This is a genomic window from Pseudoalteromonas sp. APM04 (genome assembly GCF_022809815.1).
Lineage (GTDB): Bacteria > Pseudomonadota > Gammaproteobacteria > Enterobacterales > Alteromonadaceae > Pseudoalteromonas > Pseudoalteromonas marina.
The window spans coordinates 190,152-211,532 of the sequence record NZ_CP094442.1 but is presented as its reverse complement, the minus strand read 5'-3'; the positions used below and the strand labels follow the sequence as shown (position 1 = coordinate 211,532).

Sequence of the window (21,381 nt, the reverse complement as noted above, 5' to 3'; positions counted from 1 at the left end):
ATTAACCTAAAAAGCTTTTTATTTTAGGGAGTTGTTTAGCAATTGCGTTATCTACAATACGTGGAAAAACGCCATTGATACGTGCAAAAAGTTTCTCAGGAAAACCAATAAATCGTCTGGTTTTATTTGAGTTTAATAACGCAACTAACTCATCAGCCACCAACTGCGGAGAGTCCATTTGATTACCAAGCGCTTTGTTCATTGCCCGCGTTTGAGCATCATTAATGTCGGTATCAGTTGCTCTAGGTGCTAAATAACTAACTTTAACGGGTGTGTCTGAAAGCTCTCGTGATAGCGCTTCGCTAAAACCACGTAAACCGAACTTACTAGCACAGTAAAGTGTTTGATACGGGTAACCTATACTGCCAAATGACGACCCAACATTAACTATGGAGCCTTTATTCGCATGCAACTGCGCTAAAAACAGCTGACATAATTTCATAGGGACGGCTAAATTAGTGCTCAGTAGATTATCAATTTGCTCACTACTCGATGCACTTAAGCTTTGCATTACATTAATGCCAGCATTGTTTATGAGTAACTTAGCGCCCCCTAATTTTTTGGCTTTAATGGCGAGTGCCAACATGTTTTCGGCAACCGTTAAGTCCCCCACAAAAACCATACTACCGGGGCATTGGCTACTTAGCGTATTGAGGGCATCACTATTTCGCCCCACCAAGAGTAGTTGCCAACCTTGGCCGTGTAGTGTTTTGGCAATGGCTTGACCAATTCCACCTGTCGCACCAGTTAATACACATAAGCCGGTATTCATGCGTGTTGCTCTTGTGCTGATGCTTTAAAAAACGGCTCGTCGTCTAAAGCGCGAAAAATATCGCCGTACAAACGGTAAAAACATTTTGCGCCATGTAAGATAGCCTGATGATCCGCCTCGTCGGTAATTTGATTCATTAAGTTTTCAAAAAACTTAACATGCTCTATATCAAGCGCGCCGTGAGAGGTTAAATAGCTAAACGCTTTTTTAGGAAGCCCTACTGCATTTGCTATGTTTGATGCGGCTCCATCAGCAAGCGCAATTGAGGTCCCCTCTAATACATGAACCATGCCAAAAAAGCTAAGCGGATTTTTACGTGCAATACTATCGTAGGCATACGACACCATCATTTCAGTGGCGAATTGTGGCTGACTATGGCGCACACTTTCTTTATCAAACCCACAGGCTGCAATGTCGTTTAGCACCCACTCTTGATGACCAATTTCTTCTTCAATATATTCAGCTACCGCTTCACGTAACCACTCTTGCTCATCAGTTAAACGTGCGCCAAGTGACATCATTAAAGGAACAGTGTGTTTTACATGATGATAAGCCTGTGCTAAAAACGAGGCATACTCTTCAAGCGTTGCTTGTCCGTTAAATACACGCTGTATAATTGGCGCAGCTAATAAGTACTCACGCTCGTTTTGAGTTTGTGCTTTTAATGTATTAAAAAAATCACTCATGGATCACTTCTCCAAGTCGGTAAAACTGTTCAAAAATAGGGCTGTAGTGCTGGCTAATTGCCGCTCGTTTAGGGCGGTTATTAGCGGTTAATAATCCTTGCTGCTCGTTTAAAGGTTGGGCTAAACGGTGCCACTTTTTAATCTGTGCGTAGTCAGGAAGTTGCTGGTTTACTGTTTTTAAATGTGCTTTTAATTGCTCATCACTAAACTTGGGAGCCGCATAAATAAGCGCGCTTAAAAATGGCTGGCTTTCACCAAACACCACCGCTTGCTGTATCGCAGTTTGGCTTAAAATTAATGATTCAGGCCATTCGGCACTAACATTACGCCCCATACTGGTGATGATCAGATTTTTTACTCGCCCTTTTATGTACAGCTTATTATTACGCTTAGATACTAAGTCGCCAGTGGCGTACCAGGTGTTTGGGTTATGCGGCGCTTGATTTAAATACCCTAAAAATAACGATCCTTTAATAAATAACTCACCATTTTCAACTTTCGTTTCAACATGCCCTAATACTTCACCAGCACTATTTATGTCGTCATCATTGGGGGTGTTTAAACTCACTACTGAGGCAGCCTCAGACAGACCATAACCTTGATAAACCGGTAGGTTATATTCTCGTGCAGTTAAAATTAAAGATTCACTAACCCGTGCTCCGCCAACAGCAATAAACTTAAGTGACTTTGGTGGCTGCCAGCCTTGTTTTGCAAAGGCAACTAAACACGTTAATAACTCAGGCACTAAAATAAGGGTGTTAGGTTTTACACTATCGATTGCGCTAATGAGTTTGTTAGGGTTTTTTAACCCTGAGCCAACAAAACCTAATTCGTTTAATGGCATTAAATGTACACAACCGCCACTTAACAAAGGCGCATACACACCGGCTATATTTTCCAGTAGTACTGGCAGCGGAAGTAAGCATAAATGCACAGGATTGCTAATGTTTATTTGCTCACATAACGACTTAGCTACCTGCATCTGGCTTTGTGTTGATAAGCACACCCCTTTTGGCTCGCCAGTAGAGCCTGAAGTAAAGGTAATTTTTTGCGTACCAGTAAAATAGTCCACAGGCTCAATCGCATCGAGCTGATAAATATAAAGGGTATAATGCTCAAATAATGTTACCGACAATGAATGCTTACCAAGTGAATGACGAGGCATATCACTAATAAAAAACTGCGCACCGCATTGAGCTAACACATACTGTGTTTGCTGCTGACTAAAAAAATGGGCAATAGGCACCGCAACCTTGTTGGCAGCGCTGGTTGCGGCATCCACAACCAGCCAAGCGGGTGTATTATCAAGCTGGAAGGCCATTGCACCAGAGTCTAAAGCGGTAAAAATAGCTGTCAGCTTATTGGTTTCTTGTTGTAACTCCAAAGCGCTTATAGGCAGTACCTGATTGGCTAAGTAGCTAACAACCACGGGCTCATTCGCTACCTTATTAATATTATTTAATAGGCTCATAAGCTCTCCAACGCAGTCATCAAGGCATTAATTTGTTGTGTATTTTGCTGTTTAATATTTAACAGCATGGGTGTGTTAAGTACTTGCTGATGTGCCTGCGCTAAATTAACAATGCACACCGTAGGTTGATTTGCATAATAACTTCCCCAACTTAATGGGTTTTCAACCACAAAGCTGTTTGCAACAGCAACCTCAGTGCAATTAACCCCCAGCATTCGAACCATCGCCCTTACTTTTTTTGTGGCGCAAAATACTAAATACTTAGCTCCAGCATTGTAAAGTGCCTCGTTAACAACAATAAAATGACCAAGCGTTGCCCTGCGATGTGTAGAGCATAAGTTACCTAGCTCAAATATTTTGCTACGCGGAGTTTGTTCTAATAAAAAGTGCTCAATGGGCTCTGCAGTGTACTGCTCAATAAATAAGGGAGAGGTAGCTTGCCTTAAACCTAACGTACATTGCCCCTCAATTGTTGTGTATTGACAAAGTAGTGGCATAAATGATTTAAGCGTTGCATTGTAAGCTACTAAAAAGCCATCTTTTACCGCAGATTCTAGTGCATTACGATGCTCACCATTTTCTCGAGCAGTTATTAAATGTGCCGAATTTGATATGTTATCTAGTGATAAATTTAACTGTGCTAATTGCATAAACATCGCCCGTTTAAGGAGTATGTTTATAAGTTAAAGAGCGAAACTTAAAAAAAACTTAAGAAACAAAAAAGCCCTTAAATAAATTTAAGGGCTTTTAAAGTAAAGTTTATTTTCAGCTATTTGGCAACGCGTTTACGGCGTCTATTAAACCAAACTAATGGTGCTAGTAGTAAGGCAATAAAGCCAACACTACCGCTGCTTGATTTTTTCTCTACAACAGGTGCTACCGGTTCAGCTTCGTTTTTAACCGTAACAGTAGTTTGTTGCATTACAGTTGCAGTGCCATCACTAACCGCAACTTCAAAAACAAGATCTTCATCAGCGGTGATTGCTGCTGGTGTAAATGAGAGTGTAGCTGTATCTTCCCCTGATAATGTTGCTGCAGAACCACTTACTTGAGTCCATGCAAATGTTAACGTATCGTCATTTCGATCTGATGCACTTGCTGTAATGGTCCCTGTTTCTGACTCACTAATTTCACTTGATGCGTTTTCAACTAGTAATAACGGCATCGCATTGTCACAAGAAGTGATTGAATCTCCTGCTACAACTGTTGAGAACACAGGTGACAATACATTTGACATTGTTAAATTATCAATCCACCAACCAAAATCAGAAACTACAGCGTCAGATGAAATACGGAAACGTACTTTTGCTTGGTTACCATTTAATGCAGTACCAAAGTTGATTGTTTCATAATTACCATATGCACCAGACTCCTGAATATTTCTACCAGTGAATGTACCGCGCTCTTGTAAAGCCTGAGATGTGTTTTCAATAAGCTCACCATCGTAACCTACAGAAAATTGTCCCCCCATTTCAGTAACATCAGTCCAATCACCATTATTTACGCTAATTTCTACAACACCACCATCCCAGTCTTGCTCTATAAGGTATAGATGCCAGAATGAAATTTCGAAATCACCAGCGTAACCAATTTCAAACGTTTTAGACTCGATTGCCACATCTGATTGGAAACCATTATTGTTTAAGAACATAGTCTGATCCCCCAAGCCAAAACCAGCTTGGTCAAAGAAGCCTATGTTGCCACTATTATCCATACTCTGAGTGCCAACAGCGTTGGAGCCACCAAACATTACGTTTTCAGATAGGTCAAATAATGATGAGGCTGATACTTCCATATCATCTGACACTACTGCATTAACTGGTGATTTATCTTCAAATGCCATATTTACAGTGAATGAAATAGAATCTTCTAGTGCTTCAACAATATCATCATCTGTTTCTAGCTCAGGGAAAGTTACTTGTATCTCTAGCGTTTCAGCGGTACCTGCATCATTTAGAGTCAGCATAATTTCTTCGCTTATTGATGTAGCAAATGGCGCTGTTTCACCAAAAGTGACCAAACCTTCATTTTCAAGAGTCACATCATGATCACTAACAACTGTCAGCTGAGCTTTAGTACCGGATAGTGTTTCACTACCACGGTTGACTATGCTTACACTGATAGACCCTGTTTCACCTTTATCTAAGATATTGTCATTTGAACAAAAACCAACTTCTGCGCCATTAAATGCGTTATTAACCATTACATCTGATAAAGCAAAGGTTGCAAGCTGAGTTTTGTCTGACTCCACAACACCAGTTAAATCGGTACTGAAACGCTCAGGTGCTTCTGCACCCAGGCCCATGCCACGTTTAGCAAATGCTTCTAAAATTAGTGTGTAGTCTGCGGGGTCAACAGCATAGGCAGCAGCCAATATTGCGTCGCGAGCTTCAGTATATAGTGGAGCTACTGGTGTTAATTTGTAACCCGCTACAAGGTAATCTGCCATACGACTTTGTGCATCTTCAAAACCATGTGCATTTATTAACGCTACATAACTTTCCCATAGCATAGTTGCCCATATTTCACCTGCAGCATGCGGCGAAGCTACGTTAGTTGGAGAAATACCTACATCTTCACCTGCTGCCTCTGTAATATGACGGAATGAAAGAGGGTTAACATCTGTATTTGTAGAATATGGTACACGACGAATACCGTAGTAGAAGTCCTCTACGAATGTGCCACTCCCGTAAGCTTTTTGGAACTTGTCGTTACCTGCAATATTAATATCATCAGCTTTTGCAATAAACATTAATGAATGGAAATCACCCCATCCTTCACCCATTGCACGTCCTTGGAAGTTAATTAACCCCGATGAATTACCAACCAAGCGGTTACTGATATAATGACCCCATTCGTGTGCAATAATACCGTTATCAAAGGTGCCGTCTTTCAATGTTGCCTTATTAAACATATCAACAGTAACAATATCACCTGCAGCAATTAAGTCATAGATAGCTTTTCCATCAGCAAAATTTAAGCCCAGATTAGGAATAGATACAGCATCGTCTGCCCCACCCATTGGGGCTGGCTCATCTGTATCGGGGTTATTATTTACAACAATTGCACCGATTGCACCTGCATCTTGCGCATTAAGTACTTTTTGAGTAAACGCGCATGAACCACGGTCAATAATTGCAATTTTACCAGCGAGATCTACTGCATTTACAGCAGGCTCACATCCGTCGTTGATACTTTCAGAGTCTGTAGCATTACCATCGTCGATACGAACAACTTCACCTTCGATATCACTAAATTGATTCTGACCAAAACTTGATGGTTGTGTTGAGTTTAATAGCCCTACACTTGCATTTGATGTAACTGTTACACCAAAATCTACGCCTACCATTGCATCTTTACTGTCGTATAGGTACATCTGCATACGTGGGCTAGCGCCATCAGCTGGGGTAGACATATTTGCATTATTACGACCAGAGTTATCTTGCGCTTGAGCTTCTATTGGATCGCCCTCAATCCCACCACGTTCGTAGTTAGATAACTGAGCAACATTTGACGTTTCATCAAAGCCATGATCATAAAAGAAATCATGCAGAAAGTTATTCATGTAAAATAAGTTTACAATAGCAGCTTTTCGATTTTCGTAACTGTTTGCTACTTGGTCAACCTGATATGGATAATCGAAAGTAAAATCTGCATTTGTTTCAGCAGTAAAATCCCCCTCACTAAAATCTTGCGGCGCTACAACATCGGCATAAGCAAATACATTATTGCCCGATGTTGTCGTTGCATCGTCAGCTAACCATGGATCCATAGTACTTATTTTGTTGTAGTAAGATAAAGAAACCATTGGCGCATCTAAAATCTCTGTTTCATCTATCTGCTCTGGTCCATCGGCAGGGATTACATCACCATGAGGACTTTCCATTGGGTAGCCGTCTTGATTAGCGTAAACGCGATAGTTAAAATCTGTTGCATGTGATTTTAAATTTTTCTTAAAGTAAACTTTATTATTTTGCGAGCCGATTACGTAGCTGTAATAATCACTTTCTAGCGAGTTAGCATCAGCAACTTCTATTTCTATATAATAAGCAGACTCTAATTCGCCAGCAACTTCGAAAAATACTTTTTTAGCTCGAGGCTCACCGATGATGACTTTTGAATCATCTGCAGATGTTGCTTTGTATTTAGCATACCCACTCTGTTCACCAATTTTTGTAAGTGACACATTAATTCCTGCCAACTCTCTAAAAACAGCCTGAATACTTTGCTCTGCAGTTAAAAAGTTATTCAATACTGCAAATGAACCATCAACAGAAGCTGTGTCGGCAAAGTAACCAGAGCCAGCAACTAGGTTAAACTCTTTATCCATTACTAAATTGTATTCGCGGTTAAATACTTCAATACCATGTACTTGCTGTCTATACTTTGCAGTAATAGAGCCACGCTTTTGCTGATGTAAATCAGCTAATACAGCTGAAGCTACTGTACTTTTTTGGCTACTTACACCCGTTAATGACTCTAGATAAAAGTCAGCTGCATATTTATTTCGCATAGCAGGCTCAATCAGAGCCATATCCGGTTTAGCTTGGCCAATAGCTTGCCATAAAAATGTGGCTTTACCCATTTGAGCATCAAAAATGGAATTATGGCCTGAAACTGTAGTTCGTGCTGCTAAAGCGCGTTGCTGAACTGCAGCTGGAACCATTGTTTGTGATTTAGATTGTGCGGTAACATCGAAATACTGCGCTGATTCAGCTGCGGTTAGTTGGCCTGCTGATAATGTAGCTGCAACTATTGCGGCCACAGTAGAAACTTTGAAACTAGACATAAAACACCCTGTTTATATTTTGTAATTTTTGTTTGATTTTTGTATTTTAAATGCAATACATGTAAACAGTAGCAACATAATCTATAAATACAAAGCACAGACCAATCTAATTTTCAAATTAAGGTAAAGAAATGCAAACAAAAAATATTTTTTCATCTATGACAATTATTACAACTCTCATATTGATAGGATGTACAAATGATAATCAACCTAAAGATACCCGATTAACTAGCGATGAAAACTTAGTTGATACTATTGATGAAAGAAGTGTAAAAACATATATTAAAAAAAATAGAGAGCAGCAAGTTAGAAGTATTTTTTCATCAGGTGACAAATTAACTTATTCATCTCAGATTTTAAAAAAAGGTGATGTCGTATTTAACCAAACAATGGGGCAAAAGGGAGTTATAACGGGGTCAATTATTGTAACACTTCTGGGTAACTCTATCCCAATGGATTTAAGTAAAAAATTTAAACTATCAAAGCTTACTCAGAATAATTATAAATTATTAGCAGAAAAAAATAGTGATATTGAAGAATTAGTTACTTACCTGAATAGCCATGACCAAATTTCTAATGTGGAGATTTCAGTAAATTACTCACCTATAAATACGCAATTTTAGTATATGGGCTTATCTATACTAACTAGGCTCTGCCACTACGCAGCGATTACGGCCATGCTCTTTAGCATGGTAAAGCGCTTTGTCTGCACATTTATATACTTGGTCGATGTTATTGCTGTGGGTTGGCCAAGTTGCAATTCCGATTGAAACGGTAATGAAACCGATTGTTTCCATTTGCGTTGTTTCAACTGTGGTGCGTAATCGCTCTGCTATTTTTAGAGCGCTTTGGCTGTCTTCATGAGGCAATACAAGTAAAAACTCTTCACCACCAATACGCGATACAATATCCCCTTTTCGAGAGATCTTTTTTATAATATCGGCTAATACTTTAAGTGCTTCATCGCCTTTATCGTGCCCAAAGGTATCGTTCACACGTTTAAAAAAATCGATGTCTATTTCTAAAATAGCGAAGGGTGTTTGTCAGCGGATCGGTTTGGGCATCGTGCTTAAGTTGCCCTATTTGTGTTTGTAAAATATTGACGCCATTAAGCATCGCCAGCTTCAATCTTTGGCTTTCAAAGTACCACGCTTTTATTTTTTTTAGCTTTTCTATACTGTTTACTTCATCGAGCCTGTTTGCGCTACTAGCGAGTTGCTTTAATGGGCGTGAAATAAAATACGAAAATACACCTATGAGTATGAAGGTGACTAACGCCATGGGGAGCGTTCTTGCAAATACTTCCATGATTAATGTATCTAGAGATGCAAGTGTTGCTTTGATGGGCCGTTGAGCCACTACGCCCCAGTTTGAATTAATAACGGGTGAAAATCCTGCGAGCATTTTTACCCCTTTGCTGTTTACAACAACGGCTTGCCCCGCCTCTCCTGTAATAACCGCATTGATTACTTTATTCTTGGCAACGCTTGTACCTATTCGCTCGCTATCTGGGTGATACAGGATTTGCTTATTAGCATCGACGACATAAAGGTGCGATCCCCCTTCGTAAAAATGTTGCTCTAAGAGATCGTTTAAAATATTTCTTTCTTTTAAATATAACGAGCCGCCCACGTAGCCTAAGTAATTCCCTTCTTCGTTAAATAAGGGATGCGATATAAATATAATTAAATTATTGGCTGCTGACATGTACGGCATACTAATAAGTGGCTTTTTTTCTTTTAAAGCCTGTGTTGCGCCGGGAGAGGAAATTGATTTTCCTATGATTTCAGGTAAATAAGGGGATGTGGCATTTATAACCCCATTCTTACTTATAACTACTGAATTAAAGCTATTTGTTTGCAAATTTAAGCGCGTTACTTCTTCTTGCAGTAATGCTGCATTATTTATGTTTTGCTCAATTTTATTTGCTGAATATGCAAGTTGTTGTTTTGCCGACTCTAAAAAGTTGTCGGTTGCTGAAGCTAATTTATTAGCGTAAGCAAAGTTACTTTTTAATGTATGGCTTATTAACTGCTCTTTTTGTACTTGGTATGTTGAATGAAAACTACTAATGAGCGTGGCTAAAGCCGCAGAAAAAGCCAATAGCACAATAAGAAGACGCAGATTAAGCACAGGAAATAATTTATTCAGCAAAAGTAGATAGCCCACAGTACACTGCTATTAAAGCAAGTACTTTGTTAAAAAGTATTTACAATTATACCCCGCCATTTATTAATTATCTAATATTTGAGCACATAGTGTATTTTTAATAACCAGCCAAATAACCTTTTATTATATTGTGACGTTACATTCCCCCTAATGACTAGGGTGCGCTTATTTTGCAGTTATATAAAAAAATAGATAAGCTGCTTTCACTTGTTCATTTTATTTAGCTTTGGAGTGTATTTTGCTAAATAAGTATGTTTTATCGTCAATTATTTTTATATCTGGGTGCTTAATGCCATCAATTAAAGCGGTTGCAAAACCGGCTCTTTCTCTTGAGGAAAAACTAGGGCAAAAGTTAATGCTCGATTTTCGCTATTTTTGTGAACAAGGCACTGGTAAACATTGCAGAACGCCTATGACAAAGCTACCAGAGTCATTAGCGCGCGTAATCAGCGACTATAACATTGGTGGCGTTATATTATTTTCAGAAAACACACAGTCAATTGAACAAACCATTACGCTTAGCCATCAACTTCAAGTGGCTGCCAGTAAATCTTCAAGTAAACTGCCACTATTTATATCAATAGACCAAGAGGGCGGAAGAGTTGCGCGTTTGCCGCGTGATATTGCAACGTCATTCACGGGCAATATGTCTATTGGTGCAACCTATAAACAGCATGGCGTTGATTTTGCTACTAAATCAGCAACGGTTATTGCCAATGAGCTAACAGCTCTGGGAATCAATGTAAATTATGCACCCACCATTGATGTGAATATGAACCCAGACAACCCCGTTATAAATGTACGCTCGTTTGGTGAGAACCCACAACGAGTGAGTGAACTTGGCGCAGCACAAGTGGCTGGGTTTGAGAGCAATGGCATAATTACATCGCTCAAACATTTTCCGGGACATGGCGATACTCACGTTGATAGCCACACAGGACTCCCTAACGTTGCCCACTCAAAAAGTACCATTTACGAACAAGATTTAGCCCCTTTTAAACATATTATTGCTAAGCAAAATCCCGGTATGATCATGACAGCGCACATACAATACCCAGCGCTTGATAGCTCAACCTTTGTCTCTGTAGAAGGCAAAACAATGATTAAACCCGCCACTATGTCGCGCACTATTATTACCGACATTTTAAGAGGTGAGCTTAACTATAAAGGCGTAGTGGTTACCGACGCACTTGATATGGCAGGTATTAGTCAGTTTTTTACACCCATTCAAGCTGTTATAAATACATTTTTAGCCGGCGTTGATATTGCGCTTATGCCTATAGAAATAAGAACGCCCGATGATATAAAAAAGCTCGATGAGCTTATTAAGTCGTTAGTTCATGCTGTCGAGTCAAATCAGTTAGATGAGCAAGAAATAACACAATCGGCTGCGCGCATTATTTCGCTTAAAAATGCATTTGCGTTATCTACTGAGTTTGACCCTATTAATGCAGTAGTTAATGCAAAAAGTATAATAGGCAATAAACAACACAGAAAAATAGAAGCTGAGCTTGCTTTAGCAGCAATAACACAGGTAAAAAACACAGAAAACACATTGCCACTAAATTTAAATGATGACCAACATATACATATTATTATGCCCGACACCCGTAAGTGTATGGCTATGCAGCAAGCAATTGAATCTGCAAGTTCATCATCTATTACGTTCAGCTGCAGCAGCTTACAAGGGTTTGACCCAGCAAAAGCAGCCCAGAGCATTAAAACAGCTGATATTGTTATAGCGGGTAATGCCACGCCCAATCAAAGCGCGGTTGAAATTGGTGGCATGGATGATTTAAAAGATGACCCTAATTTTGCGCTTAATACGCGCGAACAGCCACAAGCGCTTGAGTCATTGCTTGCCATGGCTAACAAATTTAATAAGCGTACTGTATTTATAAGTTTGAGGGCTCCTTACGACATTGCTAAATTTGGCGACTATGCTCACAGTGTACTGGCCTCTTATGCTTACAATATTGATGTAGACACGCACGAGCGTGTTTCAGGCCCTGCCTTTACCGCGCTCGCTAAAGTATTAGTAGGCCAAGCCACTGCCAATGGCACCTTGCCTGTTACAATTAAACCGCAAAAAGGCAATTAACATGAAACTCAATTGTGATTTGGGCGAAAGCTTTGGTTCATGGAAAATGGGGCTAGATGATCAAGTTATGCCTCATATTAATATGGCGAACATTGCTTGTGGTTTTCACGGCGGTGACCCTGATGTAATAGCAACAACATTAACGTTAGCTAAAAAAAACAACGTAACGGTAGGCGCGCATCCCAGTTACCCTGATCTTCAAGGATTTGGACGACGCTCTATGGCGTTAACAACAAGCGAACTAACTAATTGTATTCAGTATCAGATAGCAGCGCTTGAAGGCATGGCAAAAATACAGGGGCTTACGTTAAGCTATGTAAAACCACATGGTGCACTTTATAACGATATGATGGCTAACAACGACGTATTAGCAACCATTATATCTGCTGTCGCGAGCTACCCTAGCAAACTAAAGCTAATGATTTTAGCGACTAACCAAGCAGATAAGCACATCCAGTTAGCTAAACAGTTTAATGTAGAACTAGTACTCGAAGCATTTGCAGATAGGCAATACACTGATGAGGGCTTTTTGGTCTCTCGCAAACTCGATGGCAGCGTACATGATAAACCCGCCATACTTGCACAGGTCAAACAGCTCTTACAAACAGGCAGTGTAACCACACGCTCAGGTAAGCAACTAATGCTAAATGCACATAGCTTATGTGTGCATGGAGACAATAATGATGCAATTGAACTCATTAAAGAAATAAAAGCACTGTGTGACTGACATTTAATAATATACGAAAGCTGTAAACCCCCTTTACAGCTTTTTACCCTAACTTGTTAAATACACCCATGGAGTTAAATATGAGCTTCATCGCATTGCACTGTTAATTTAATAATCCCTCACTTATAACTGTACATAAGTTAACAACAGGGATTAATAATGAAACAACTTTTAGCACTTAGTTTTATATTAAGCGCAAGCCATTTGGCCATCGCAAATGACAATACACACACATTGCAACTTCAAGATGTATTTGATTTAGAATATGCAAATCAAATAGATATTACCGACGACGGAAAAACCGTTTACTTTGTGCGAAACCGCATGGATATAAAAACAGACCGAAAAGTGGGAAACATTTGGTCTGTTGATTACAAAACCAAACAAATGCAGCCGCTCACTTCAGGCGTTCATATGGATTACTCGCCAGTACTTTCTCCAGATGGGCAGCGCCTTGCTTTTATATCTACCCGTGATGGCAGCAGCCAAATTTATATGAAGTGGCTTAAAACCGGTGCCATTGCCAAAATAAGTAATTTAACCAGTAGCCCTCGCGCTATTAGTTGGAGCCCCGATTCAAGCCAGCTTGTATTCAGCATGTTTGTACCAAGTAAAAACACGCCACCGGTTAATTTGCCAGGAAAACCGAAAGGCGCAACGTGGGCAGAGCCAGCTAAATTTATTGATGACGTATACTATCGAGCCGATGGTGGTGGATACTCGCAAAAAGGCTTTAATCAATTATTTACACTTGATGCTAATGGCGGAAATGCTAAGCAACTTACTAGCGATGAATTTGATAACGCAGGTGATGTTAGCTTTAGCAAAGATGGCAGCTTACTTTACTACTCAGCCAATAGGCATAAAAATGGTGAACTCAAGCCTACAAACAGCGAAGTATATAAGTTAAATCTTAATACATTAGCCATTGAAGCTGTGACAAATAGAAATGGCCCAGATCAACAACCCAAAGTCTCCCCTGATGGTCGTTACCTTGCGTATACAGGATATGACGATAAACGCACTAACTACGAAAATACTCAACTTTACATTCGTGATTTAAAAACGGGTAACACCAAAAGCTTAACACCCAACTTTGATAGAAGCGTTGGGCAAATAAAATGGGCTGCAAACTCTAAAGGGGTTTACTTTAGCTATGCCAATGAAGGGCAAACTACCCTTGCTTATCAACCTCGAAGTGGCAAGCGTAAAGTGATCACCGAACAAATTGGCAGTGTAGCATTTGGACGACCATACTCAGGCGGAGATTTTGATGTAAGCAGCAACGGCGATATCGCGTTTACACTTGCTGACACTCAACGCCCTGCGGATGTAGCGAGCATTAAACGCGGTAAAACTCAGCGCTTAACCACGCTTAATAGCGATGCGCTAGGTGATAAACAACTGGCAAAAGTGGAAGAGATTTGGCTTAAATCAAGCCACGACCAATTACCTATTCAAGGATGGATTGCTTACCCGCCAGGGTTTGATAAAACTAAAAAGTATCCTCTAGTGCTCGAAATTCACGGCGGGCCGGTCGCTAATTATGGCCCTCACTTTAGTGCCGAAGTTCAGCTTTTTGCAGCAAAAGGTAATGTGGTGTTATACATGAACCCGCGCGGAAGTGATTCGTATGGGAAAGAGTTTGCACAAACCATTCATCATAATTACCCAAGTAATGACTTTGATGACTTAATGTCTGGGGTTGATGCGCTTATTAAAAAAGGGTTTATTGATGAGTCTAAACTATTTGTTACCGGTGGTTCTGGCGGAGGTGTACTAACAGCATGGATTGTTGGACATACAGATCGATTTGCTGCAGCTGTTGTTGCTAAACCTGTTATAAATTGGATCAGCTTTGTACTAACTGCCGACTTTTATCCATTTTTTGCTGATTACTGGTTCCCAGGCAAACCATGGGATCACATAGCGCATTACATGAAACGTTCGCCAATTAGTTATGTAGGTAATGTTACTACACCCACAATGCTGCTTACAGGTGAAGCAGACTACCGCACACCTATTTCTGAAACAGAGCAATACTACCAAGCACTAAAATTACAAGGTGTTGACACCGCGATGGTTCGCATACCAGATGCATCGCATGGTATTACAGCTCGCCCTTCTAATTTAATGACTAAAGTTGCTTACATTCAATGGTGGTTTGATAAGCACAGTAAATAGCATTACATTAATTAAATTACTAAAAGCCACTTTTTAAAAGTGGCTTTTACGTATGTGCAAAGTGTAAACCCCCTTTACACTTTTAGGGCATATTAAATATCGGACTTAGTCTATTTCTCAGTTAGTAAAATTTCGGTTTATAGCTTTTTTATAGTTTGAGTTAGTAAAAAATCGGTTTGAATCACTGTTTATAGCCTTTCAGTTGGTAAAATTTTGTTTTGTGAAAGGTATACGTTAGTAAAAAATCGGTTTATAAATCGAATTTAAACACCAAAAAAAACAAAAAATAACGTTTTTGATTACTTTAATAGCTCTTTAAGGCCCCTTTACAGCAAAAAAGCACTTACAAAACGCTTTTATTAAAGGGTTAGTTAAACTCTGATCTACAAATTCGGTTAGCTAGTTAAAACGTGATCCGCATATCTATAGTTGGTTAAAACCTGATCTCAACTAACTAAGTAACCTAATGTAAGTTTTTATTTCTCATACACTATCCGCTTTTAGCACTAATAAAGGCTTTGCTATTAGTGAGTGCAGTAAAAATATTTATGACACATAAAAAAAGGGCCTTACGGCCCTTGAGTAACACTATCTAGAAATTTTTAGAACTGGTTCATGGTGTTATCTTCACCACCGGCTTTTAAAGCGTTATCACCAGAGAAGTACTCTTTGTGTGTATCACCAATGTTAGAACCTGCTAGGTCTTGGTGTTTAACAGATGCTTGTTCACGGCGAATTTCTTGGCGTTGTACATCACGTACATAAGCAAGCATACCTAAGTCACCAAAGTAGCCTTCTGATAAAATATCTGTGCTAAGTGCTGCAGTATGGTAAGTAGGCAGCGTAATTAAGTGGTGGAATATACCCGCTTCACGTGCACCATCACGTTGGAAATTTTGTACCAATACATCAGCTGCGGCTGCAAGCTCTGTTGCATCCATTTCTGGTGCCATTAGGCCTTTGTTATCACCAAGGCTTGGGTAAGCGCTCAAATCGCGACCCGCTTCTTGCCACTCTTGGTACACTTGCTCACGGAACTTAAGCGTCCAGTTAAACGAAGGTGAGTTGTTGTACACTAGTTTAGCATTTGGTACTTGCTCTTTAACACGGTTTACAAGCTCAGCAATTTGTTTTACGTGTGGCTTTTCTGTTTCAATCCACAATAAATCAGCGCCAGATTGTAGGCTAGTTACACAGTCAAGTACTACGCGGTCTTTCTCTGTTCCTTCACGGAACTGGTATAGGCCATTTTCAAGGCGAGTAGGTTTACACAGCTCACCGTTGATTTTCATTGCCGTATCACCTTCGTTTAAGTCCTCTACGCCATTAATAGGTGTAGTCTCTAAAAAGGCATTGTACTGACTTGCTAAATCACCTGGAGTTTGTGATACCGGTACTTTTTGAGTCAAGCTTGCACCTAACGAATCAGTACGCGCAACAATAATACCGTTGTCGATACCTAACTCTAAAAATGCATAACGAACCGCATTAATTTTTGCTAAAAAGTCTTCGTGAGGCACGGTTACTTTACCCGCCTGATGACCACATTGTTTGGCATCAGATACTTGGTTTTCGATTTGGATAGCACATGCACCTGCTTCAATCATTTTTTTAGCAAGTAGGTAAGTTGCCTCTTCGTTACCAAAACCTGCATCAATATCAGCAATAATTGGCACAACATGTGTTTCAAAGTTGTCAATTTTATCAAGCACAGCTTGAACGTCGCCGCCATTCGCTTTTGCTTCATCTAGGTCATTAAATAAGTGGTCAAGCTCACGGGCATCGGCTTGCTTTAAGAATGTATAAATTTCTTCAATGAGCGCTGGAACAGATGTTTTTTCGTGCATACTTTGGTCAGGTAACGGACCAAACGCAGAGCGAAGTGCAGCAACCATCCAACCACTTAAGTAAACATAACTACGTTTAGTTGTTTTTTGGTGGCGTTTAATAGCCATCATCATTTGCTGAGCAGTAAATCCATGCCAACACCCTAAAGACTGTGTGTACTGGCTTGTATCTTTATCGTAAGCGGCCATATCTTCACGCATTACGTCAGCTGTGTATTGTGCAATTTCAATCCCTGTACGAAAGCGATTTTGTAAACGCATGCGAGTTGCATACTCTGGGTTAATTGCCTGCCATGCATTACCTTGAGATTGGCATAAAGTAGAAAGTGTGTCGGTTTCGCGTTGATATGTTGTCATAATAAAGTCCTTCGAACGGGTATATAAATAATTTAATGTTGTGAGAGTGGCAACGTTGCTAGTGCTCCGTAGCGCTTAATTCAACATTAGGCTTATTTTTTAGATTTAGTAAATTTATAGTTTTTATTACGACTATATTTTTTGTGAATATCAAAAACACACTCAACATGGCTTTTTTACGTTATTGTTGCTCAAACGCACAAATACTATGGCGACCGTTTAAGGAAGGCAATTATGACCCACACTCTCACACATTCAGGACTCAGCGTAGATTTAGAGCTTGCTGACTTTGTTAAAACTAAACTATTACCTGGTACACACTTATCAGAACAACAATTTTGGCAAAGCTTTGCAAAGATTGTTCAAACGCTCACGCCAATAAATAAAGCGTTGCTGGCTAAGCGAGAACAGCTGCAACAGCAAATTGATCAGTACCACATTGCAAATAAAACGTGGGATAGCAAGCAATACCAACGTTTTTTAAGTGACATTGGCTACCTAGTGCCAGAGCCTGCAAATTTTAAAATTGAAACACAACAGGTTGAACCCGAAATAGCGGTTACAGCAGGCCCACAGTTAGTTGTTCCAGTAAGTAACGCACGCTTTGCACTTAATGCAGCTAACGCACGTTGGGGCTCGTTATACGACGCCTTATATGGCACAGATGTGTTAAGTGAAGATGACGGGGCAGAAAAAGGCACTACCTATAATCCGGTTCGTGGCTTTAAAGTAATGGCATACGCACGCCAGTTTTTAGACAAAGCACTGCCACTTGAAAACGGCTCACATATTGAAAGCACTAATTATTCTGTTGTAAACGGCGCATTAGTTATTACGCTGCGTGACAGCTCTCAAACCACTTTAGCTGACCCATCTCAGTTAATTGGCTACCAAGGCGAAGCCCAAAACCCAAGCGTTGTATTGCTTAAAAACAATGGCTTACATATAGAATTACAGATAGATCACCATCATATTATTGGCCAAGCTGATAAAGCGGGTTTAAAAGATGTGGTACTTGAAGCAGCCCTAACTACTATTATGGATTGTGAAGATTCTGTAGCCGCCGTAGATGCACAAGATAAAGTGCAAGTTTACAAAAACTGGCTTGGTTTAATGCAAGGTAACTTGGTCGAATCGTTTAAAAAAGGCGACAAAGTTGTAGAACGTACGTTGCAAAGCGACAAAACGTATACTTCTATTGATGGCGGTACCATAACGCTTAAAGGCCGAAGCATGATGTTTGTAAGAAACGTGGGCCACTTAATGACAAACCCAGCCATTACAGACGTTTACGGCGAGCCTGTTTTTGAAGGTATAATGGATGCAATGTTTACTGCCACAGCCGCCCTGCACGACTTAAATAAAAATTCTGGCGTAAAAAACAGCAGCGCGCAGAGCATTAATATTGTAAAACCTAAAATGCATGGCCCAGAAGAAGTTGCTTTTACAAGCACACTATTTACCCATGTAGAAGAAGCCTTAAACTTACCTAAAAACACCTTAAAAATGGGTATTATGGATGAAGAACGCCGTACATCTGTAAACTTAAAAGCATGTATAAATGAAGCAAAACAACGTGTTGTATTTATTAACACCGGCTTTTTGGACCGTACAGGCGATGAAATTCACACCTCAATGCAAGCAGGTGTTGCGCTCCCTAAAGCTGAAATAAAACAACAGCCTTGGATAAGTGCTTACGAAGATCGCAACGTAGATATTGGCCTTGCCTGTGGATTAAGCCAAAAAGCTCAAATAGGCAAAGGCATGTGGCCTATGCCTGACAAAATGGCGCTGATGATGGAGCAAAAGTTAGCACACCCTAAATCGGGCGCTAATACAGCTTGGGTGCCCTCTCCTACTGCCGCAACGCTGCATGCTATGCACTACCATGATGTTAATGTTTTTACTGAGCAACATGCAATCGCTGAGCGTACAATAGCAAGCCTTGACGACTTACTTACTCCGCCACTCATGCAAGATACGTCAACACTCTCTAAAGAAGACATACAAAGCGAACTTGAAAACAATGCACAGGGTATTTTGGGTTATGTAGTGCGTTGGATAGACCAAGGTGTAGGCTGCTCTAAAGTACCCGATATTAACCATGTAGGGCTAATGGAAGACAGAGCAACACTTAGAATATCTAGTCAGCATATGGCTAACTGGCTATTGCATGGCATATGTACACAAGAGCAAATTACATCCACAATGGCAAAAATGGCCAAGGTAGTAGACGGCCAAAACGAACACGATAAAGCCTATACCCCAATGGCAAGCAGCCCTGAAACACTAAAAAATAGTATTGCGTTTCAAGCAGCCCTCGCCTTAGTACTTGAAGGAACAACACAACCTAGTGGCTATACTGAACCGTTATTACATAGCTACCGTATACAGTATAAGTCACAGCAAAGTTAATACACTCCAAATGTGTTTAACGCTGTATCTTAATTGTTTATTTCGTGTCAAAACCAGCCTTAGGGCTGGTTTTTTATTTTCTAAATCAACAAATAAGCACACCAATATTTTTAAAAATGTGTTTAAACACACTTAAAACAACTCATTTTAAAATGGAAACACATAAATTAATAACCTCTATGAATACCTAACATTTCTGTAAATACAAAAAAGCGTGTTTTGTATACACAAAACACGCTTTTTAATTTGTATTTGCTATAAAAAACGACGTTAAGATTATTTTTTTATAATTGCATTGTGATACACATTTTGTACGTCATCACAGTCTTCAAGCATATTTATAAATTTATCGAAGTTAGCAATAACCTCTTCATCATCAATTTCAATATTAACTTGAGGGATAAAAGTAATTTCGTCTACCTCAAAGTTAATACCTTCAAATGCGTCTTCAAGAGCTGTTTTAGCCTTAAAGTATTCTGTAGGAGGTGCAAAAACCGAAATTTTTCCATCTTCAGCTTCTACGTCAGCAACGTCAACGTCGGCCATCATTAGCGCTTCTAAAACAACTTCATCGTCATCGCCTGCAAAGCCTAATACTGCATAATGATCAAACATATGGGCTACACAACCAGGCGTCCCTATTTTTGAATCAGTTTTAGTAAACGGTAAACGCACATCTTTAATGGTTCTGTTGGGGTTATCAGTTAAGCAGTCAACAATCACCATACAATTACCCGGCCCATAGCCTTCGTAGCGAGCAACCGAGTAATCCTCCCCTGCTCCACCGGCGGCTTTCTCTATTGCTTTTTCGATAACGTGCGCAGGAACTTGGTCTTTTTTAGCTTTTTCGATTAGACGACGCAAAGTTTGATTTACTTCAGGATCGGGTTCACCATTTTTAGCAGCAACGTAAATCTCTTTACCGTACTTTGAGTTTACTTTTGTTTTTGCATTAGCTGTTTTGATCATAGAACTTTGACGAACTACAAATGCTCTACCCATTTTGTGCCTCTAATAAATACATTATTTTTTTATTATTTTACCAATTCAAAACGTATTGGGCTAGTAAACCTTAGTGAATGAGCGCCCATATTGTGAGAGGTAAATTTACTAAAGCTAATATAGCGTCAATTTAACATAACTCGACTTTTTTGGAGTAGCTTTCAACTAAAGCAACCAAATCGTAAAAATCATGCAACACATAATCAGCTTGATCAGCATAAGGAGGCGTTTCATTGGGAGCATATAAGCAGGCACGCATATTAGCATTGTGTGCAGCTTGAATATCGTATAAGTAATCGCCTACGTACAATAGGTTATCTGCGCTAATATTCCAAAGCGCAGCAATAGCATTTAATGCACTTGGATCGGGTTTTGCTGGTGCGTCACTTCGTGTAAGTACTGTACTGATAGGAAGCGGGTTATTTTTTAATTTAAGTGCAGCGGCTTTGTCAAAATTACGCGTCACTATTGCCATAGGAATATTTCGTTCATTTAATAGTGCAATAGCTTCACTTACACCTGGCAACAACGTGGCATGTTGCGCATCTAATAATTCGTGCTGGTGAACAATGTTCATTGCCTCTTCGCGCATATAGGGAGAAGGAAGTTGCGCAATAAAGTCGAGTAAATCTTCGTTATCGGGACAGCCAATTTGGGCTTTAATAAGTGAAAAGTCGAGTTCTGACGATACCAAAGTACCATCTAAATCAAAAATAACACCATGGATAGCCTCTACCTGAGTCGTCATACCAATCCTTGTTTGTGAAAATAATTAGTTGAGCTTTTTTCAAACATAAAAATACTCTGAGCTTACACCCTTAAATGGGAACAATTAATACTAATTATATTTAAATTAATAGT

General features: G+C 39.7%; 13 protein-coding genes and 1 pseudogene. 5 read left to right on the top strand and 9 right to left on the bottom strand.

The window, feature by feature from the left end; genetic code table 11:
• Nucleotide 1: 1 nt before the first annotated feature.
• From MTP24_RS16880 to MTP24_RS16860, 5 genes are all read right to left on the bottom strand, one after another.
• Nucleotides 2-772: an SDR family oxidoreductase gene (locus MTP24_RS16880; protein ID WP_243534383.1), complete on the bottom strand. Its 771-nt coding sequence runs from the start codon at nucleotides 770-772 to the stop codon at nucleotides 2-4.
• The gene (locus MTP24_RS16875; protein ID WP_243534381.1) at nucleotides 769-1,458 is read right to left on the bottom strand and encodes an iron-containing redox enzyme family protein; all 690 of its coding nucleotides are present in this window, start codon (nucleotides 1,456-1,458) and stop codon (nucleotides 769-771) included. The genes MTP24_RS16880 and MTP24_RS16875 overlap by 4 nt, the downstream gene beginning before the upstream one ends.
• Complete coding sequence (locus MTP24_RS16870) at nucleotides 1,451-2,929, bottom strand: AMP-binding protein (RefSeq protein WP_243534379.1); 1,479 nt, start codon at nucleotides 2,927-2,929, stop codon at nucleotides 1,451-1,453. Before MTP24_RS16870 ends, MTP24_RS16875 begins: the two co-directional genes overlap by 8 nt.
• Nucleotides 2,926-3,579 (bottom strand): thermostable hemolysin, encoded by a 654-nt coding sequence (locus tag MTP24_RS16865; protein WP_243534377.1) that lies wholly within the window; start codon nucleotides 3,577-3,579, stop codon nucleotides 2,926-2,928. The genes MTP24_RS16870 and MTP24_RS16865 overlap by 4 nt, the downstream gene beginning before the upstream one ends.
• Nucleotides 3,580-3,698: 119 nt before the next feature.
• Nucleotides 3,699-7,718, bottom strand: coding sequence for a rhombosortase-dependent M36 family metallopeptidase (locus MTP24_RS16860; RefSeq protein WP_243534375.1), 4,020 nt, complete (start codon nucleotides 7,716-7,718; stop codon nucleotides 3,699-3,701).
• Between the two features lie 131 nt (nucleotides 7,719-7,849).
• Between MTP24_RS16860 and MTP24_RS16855 the strand changes: the two genes are divergently transcribed.
• Nucleotides 7,850-8,341 (top strand): hypothetical protein, encoded by a 492-nt coding sequence (locus tag MTP24_RS16855; protein WP_138740682.1) that lies wholly within the window; start codon nucleotides 7,850-7,852, stop codon nucleotides 8,339-8,341.
• Nucleotides 8,342-8,359: 18 nt separating this feature from the next.
• Here MTP24_RS16855 and MTP24_RS16850 read toward each other — a convergent pair.
• Nucleotides 8,360-9,827, bottom strand: a pseudogene (locus MTP24_RS16850) (sensor domain-containing diguanylate cyclase).
• 349 nt (nucleotides 9,828-10,176) lie between these two features.
• Here MTP24_RS16850 and MTP24_RS16845 point away from each other — a divergent pair.
• From MTP24_RS16845 to MTP24_RS16835, 3 genes are all read left to right on the top strand, one after another.
• Entirely contained in the window at nucleotides 10,177-11,988 is a 1,812-nt protein-coding gene (locus tag MTP24_RS16845; protein ID WP_243534529.1) for a glycoside hydrolase family 3 protein, read from the top strand.
• 1 nt (nucleotide 11,989) lies between these two features.
• Entirely contained in the window at nucleotides 11,990-12,715 is a 726-nt protein-coding gene (locus MTP24_RS16840; protein ID WP_243534373.1) for a 5-oxoprolinase subunit PxpA, read from the top strand.
• 159 nt (nucleotides 12,716-12,874) lie between these two features.
• Nucleotides 12,875-14,899: a S9 family peptidase gene (locus MTP24_RS16835; RefSeq protein ID WP_243534371.1), complete on the top strand. Its 2,025-nt coding sequence runs from the start codon at nucleotides 12,875-12,877 to the stop codon at nucleotides 14,897-14,899.
• A 602-nt stretch (nucleotides 14,900-15,501) separates the two neighbouring features.
• Here MTP24_RS16835 and MTP24_RS16830 read toward each other — a convergent pair.
• Entirely contained in the window at nucleotides 15,502-17,103 is a 1,602-nt protein-coding gene (locus tag MTP24_RS16830; RefSeq protein ID WP_006793310.1) for an isocitrate lyase, read from the bottom strand.
• Between the two features lie 234 nt (nucleotides 17,104-17,337).
• Here MTP24_RS16830 and MTP24_RS16825 point away from each other — a divergent pair, with 234 nt between their 5' ends.
• Nucleotides 17,338-19,518, top strand: coding sequence for a malate synthase G (locus MTP24_RS16825; RefSeq protein WP_243534369.1), 2,181 nt, complete (start codon nucleotides 17,338-17,340; stop codon nucleotides 19,516-19,518).
• 276 nt (nucleotides 19,519-19,794) lie between these two features.
• Here the strand turns inward: MTP24_RS16825 and MTP24_RS16820 are convergent, their stop codons facing one another.
• Entirely contained in the window at nucleotides 19,795-20,520 is a 726-nt protein-coding gene (locus MTP24_RS16820) for a YebC/PmpR family DNA-binding transcriptional regulator (protein ID WP_008132889.1), read from the bottom strand.
• A 130-nt stretch (nucleotides 20,521-20,650) separates the two neighbouring features.
• Nucleotides 20,651-21,268 (bottom strand): HAD family hydrolase, encoded by a 618-nt coding sequence (locus tag MTP24_RS16815; RefSeq protein WP_243534367.1) that lies wholly within the window; start codon nucleotides 21,266-21,268, stop codon nucleotides 20,651-20,653.
• Nucleotides 21,269-21,381 lie beyond the last annotated feature (113 nt).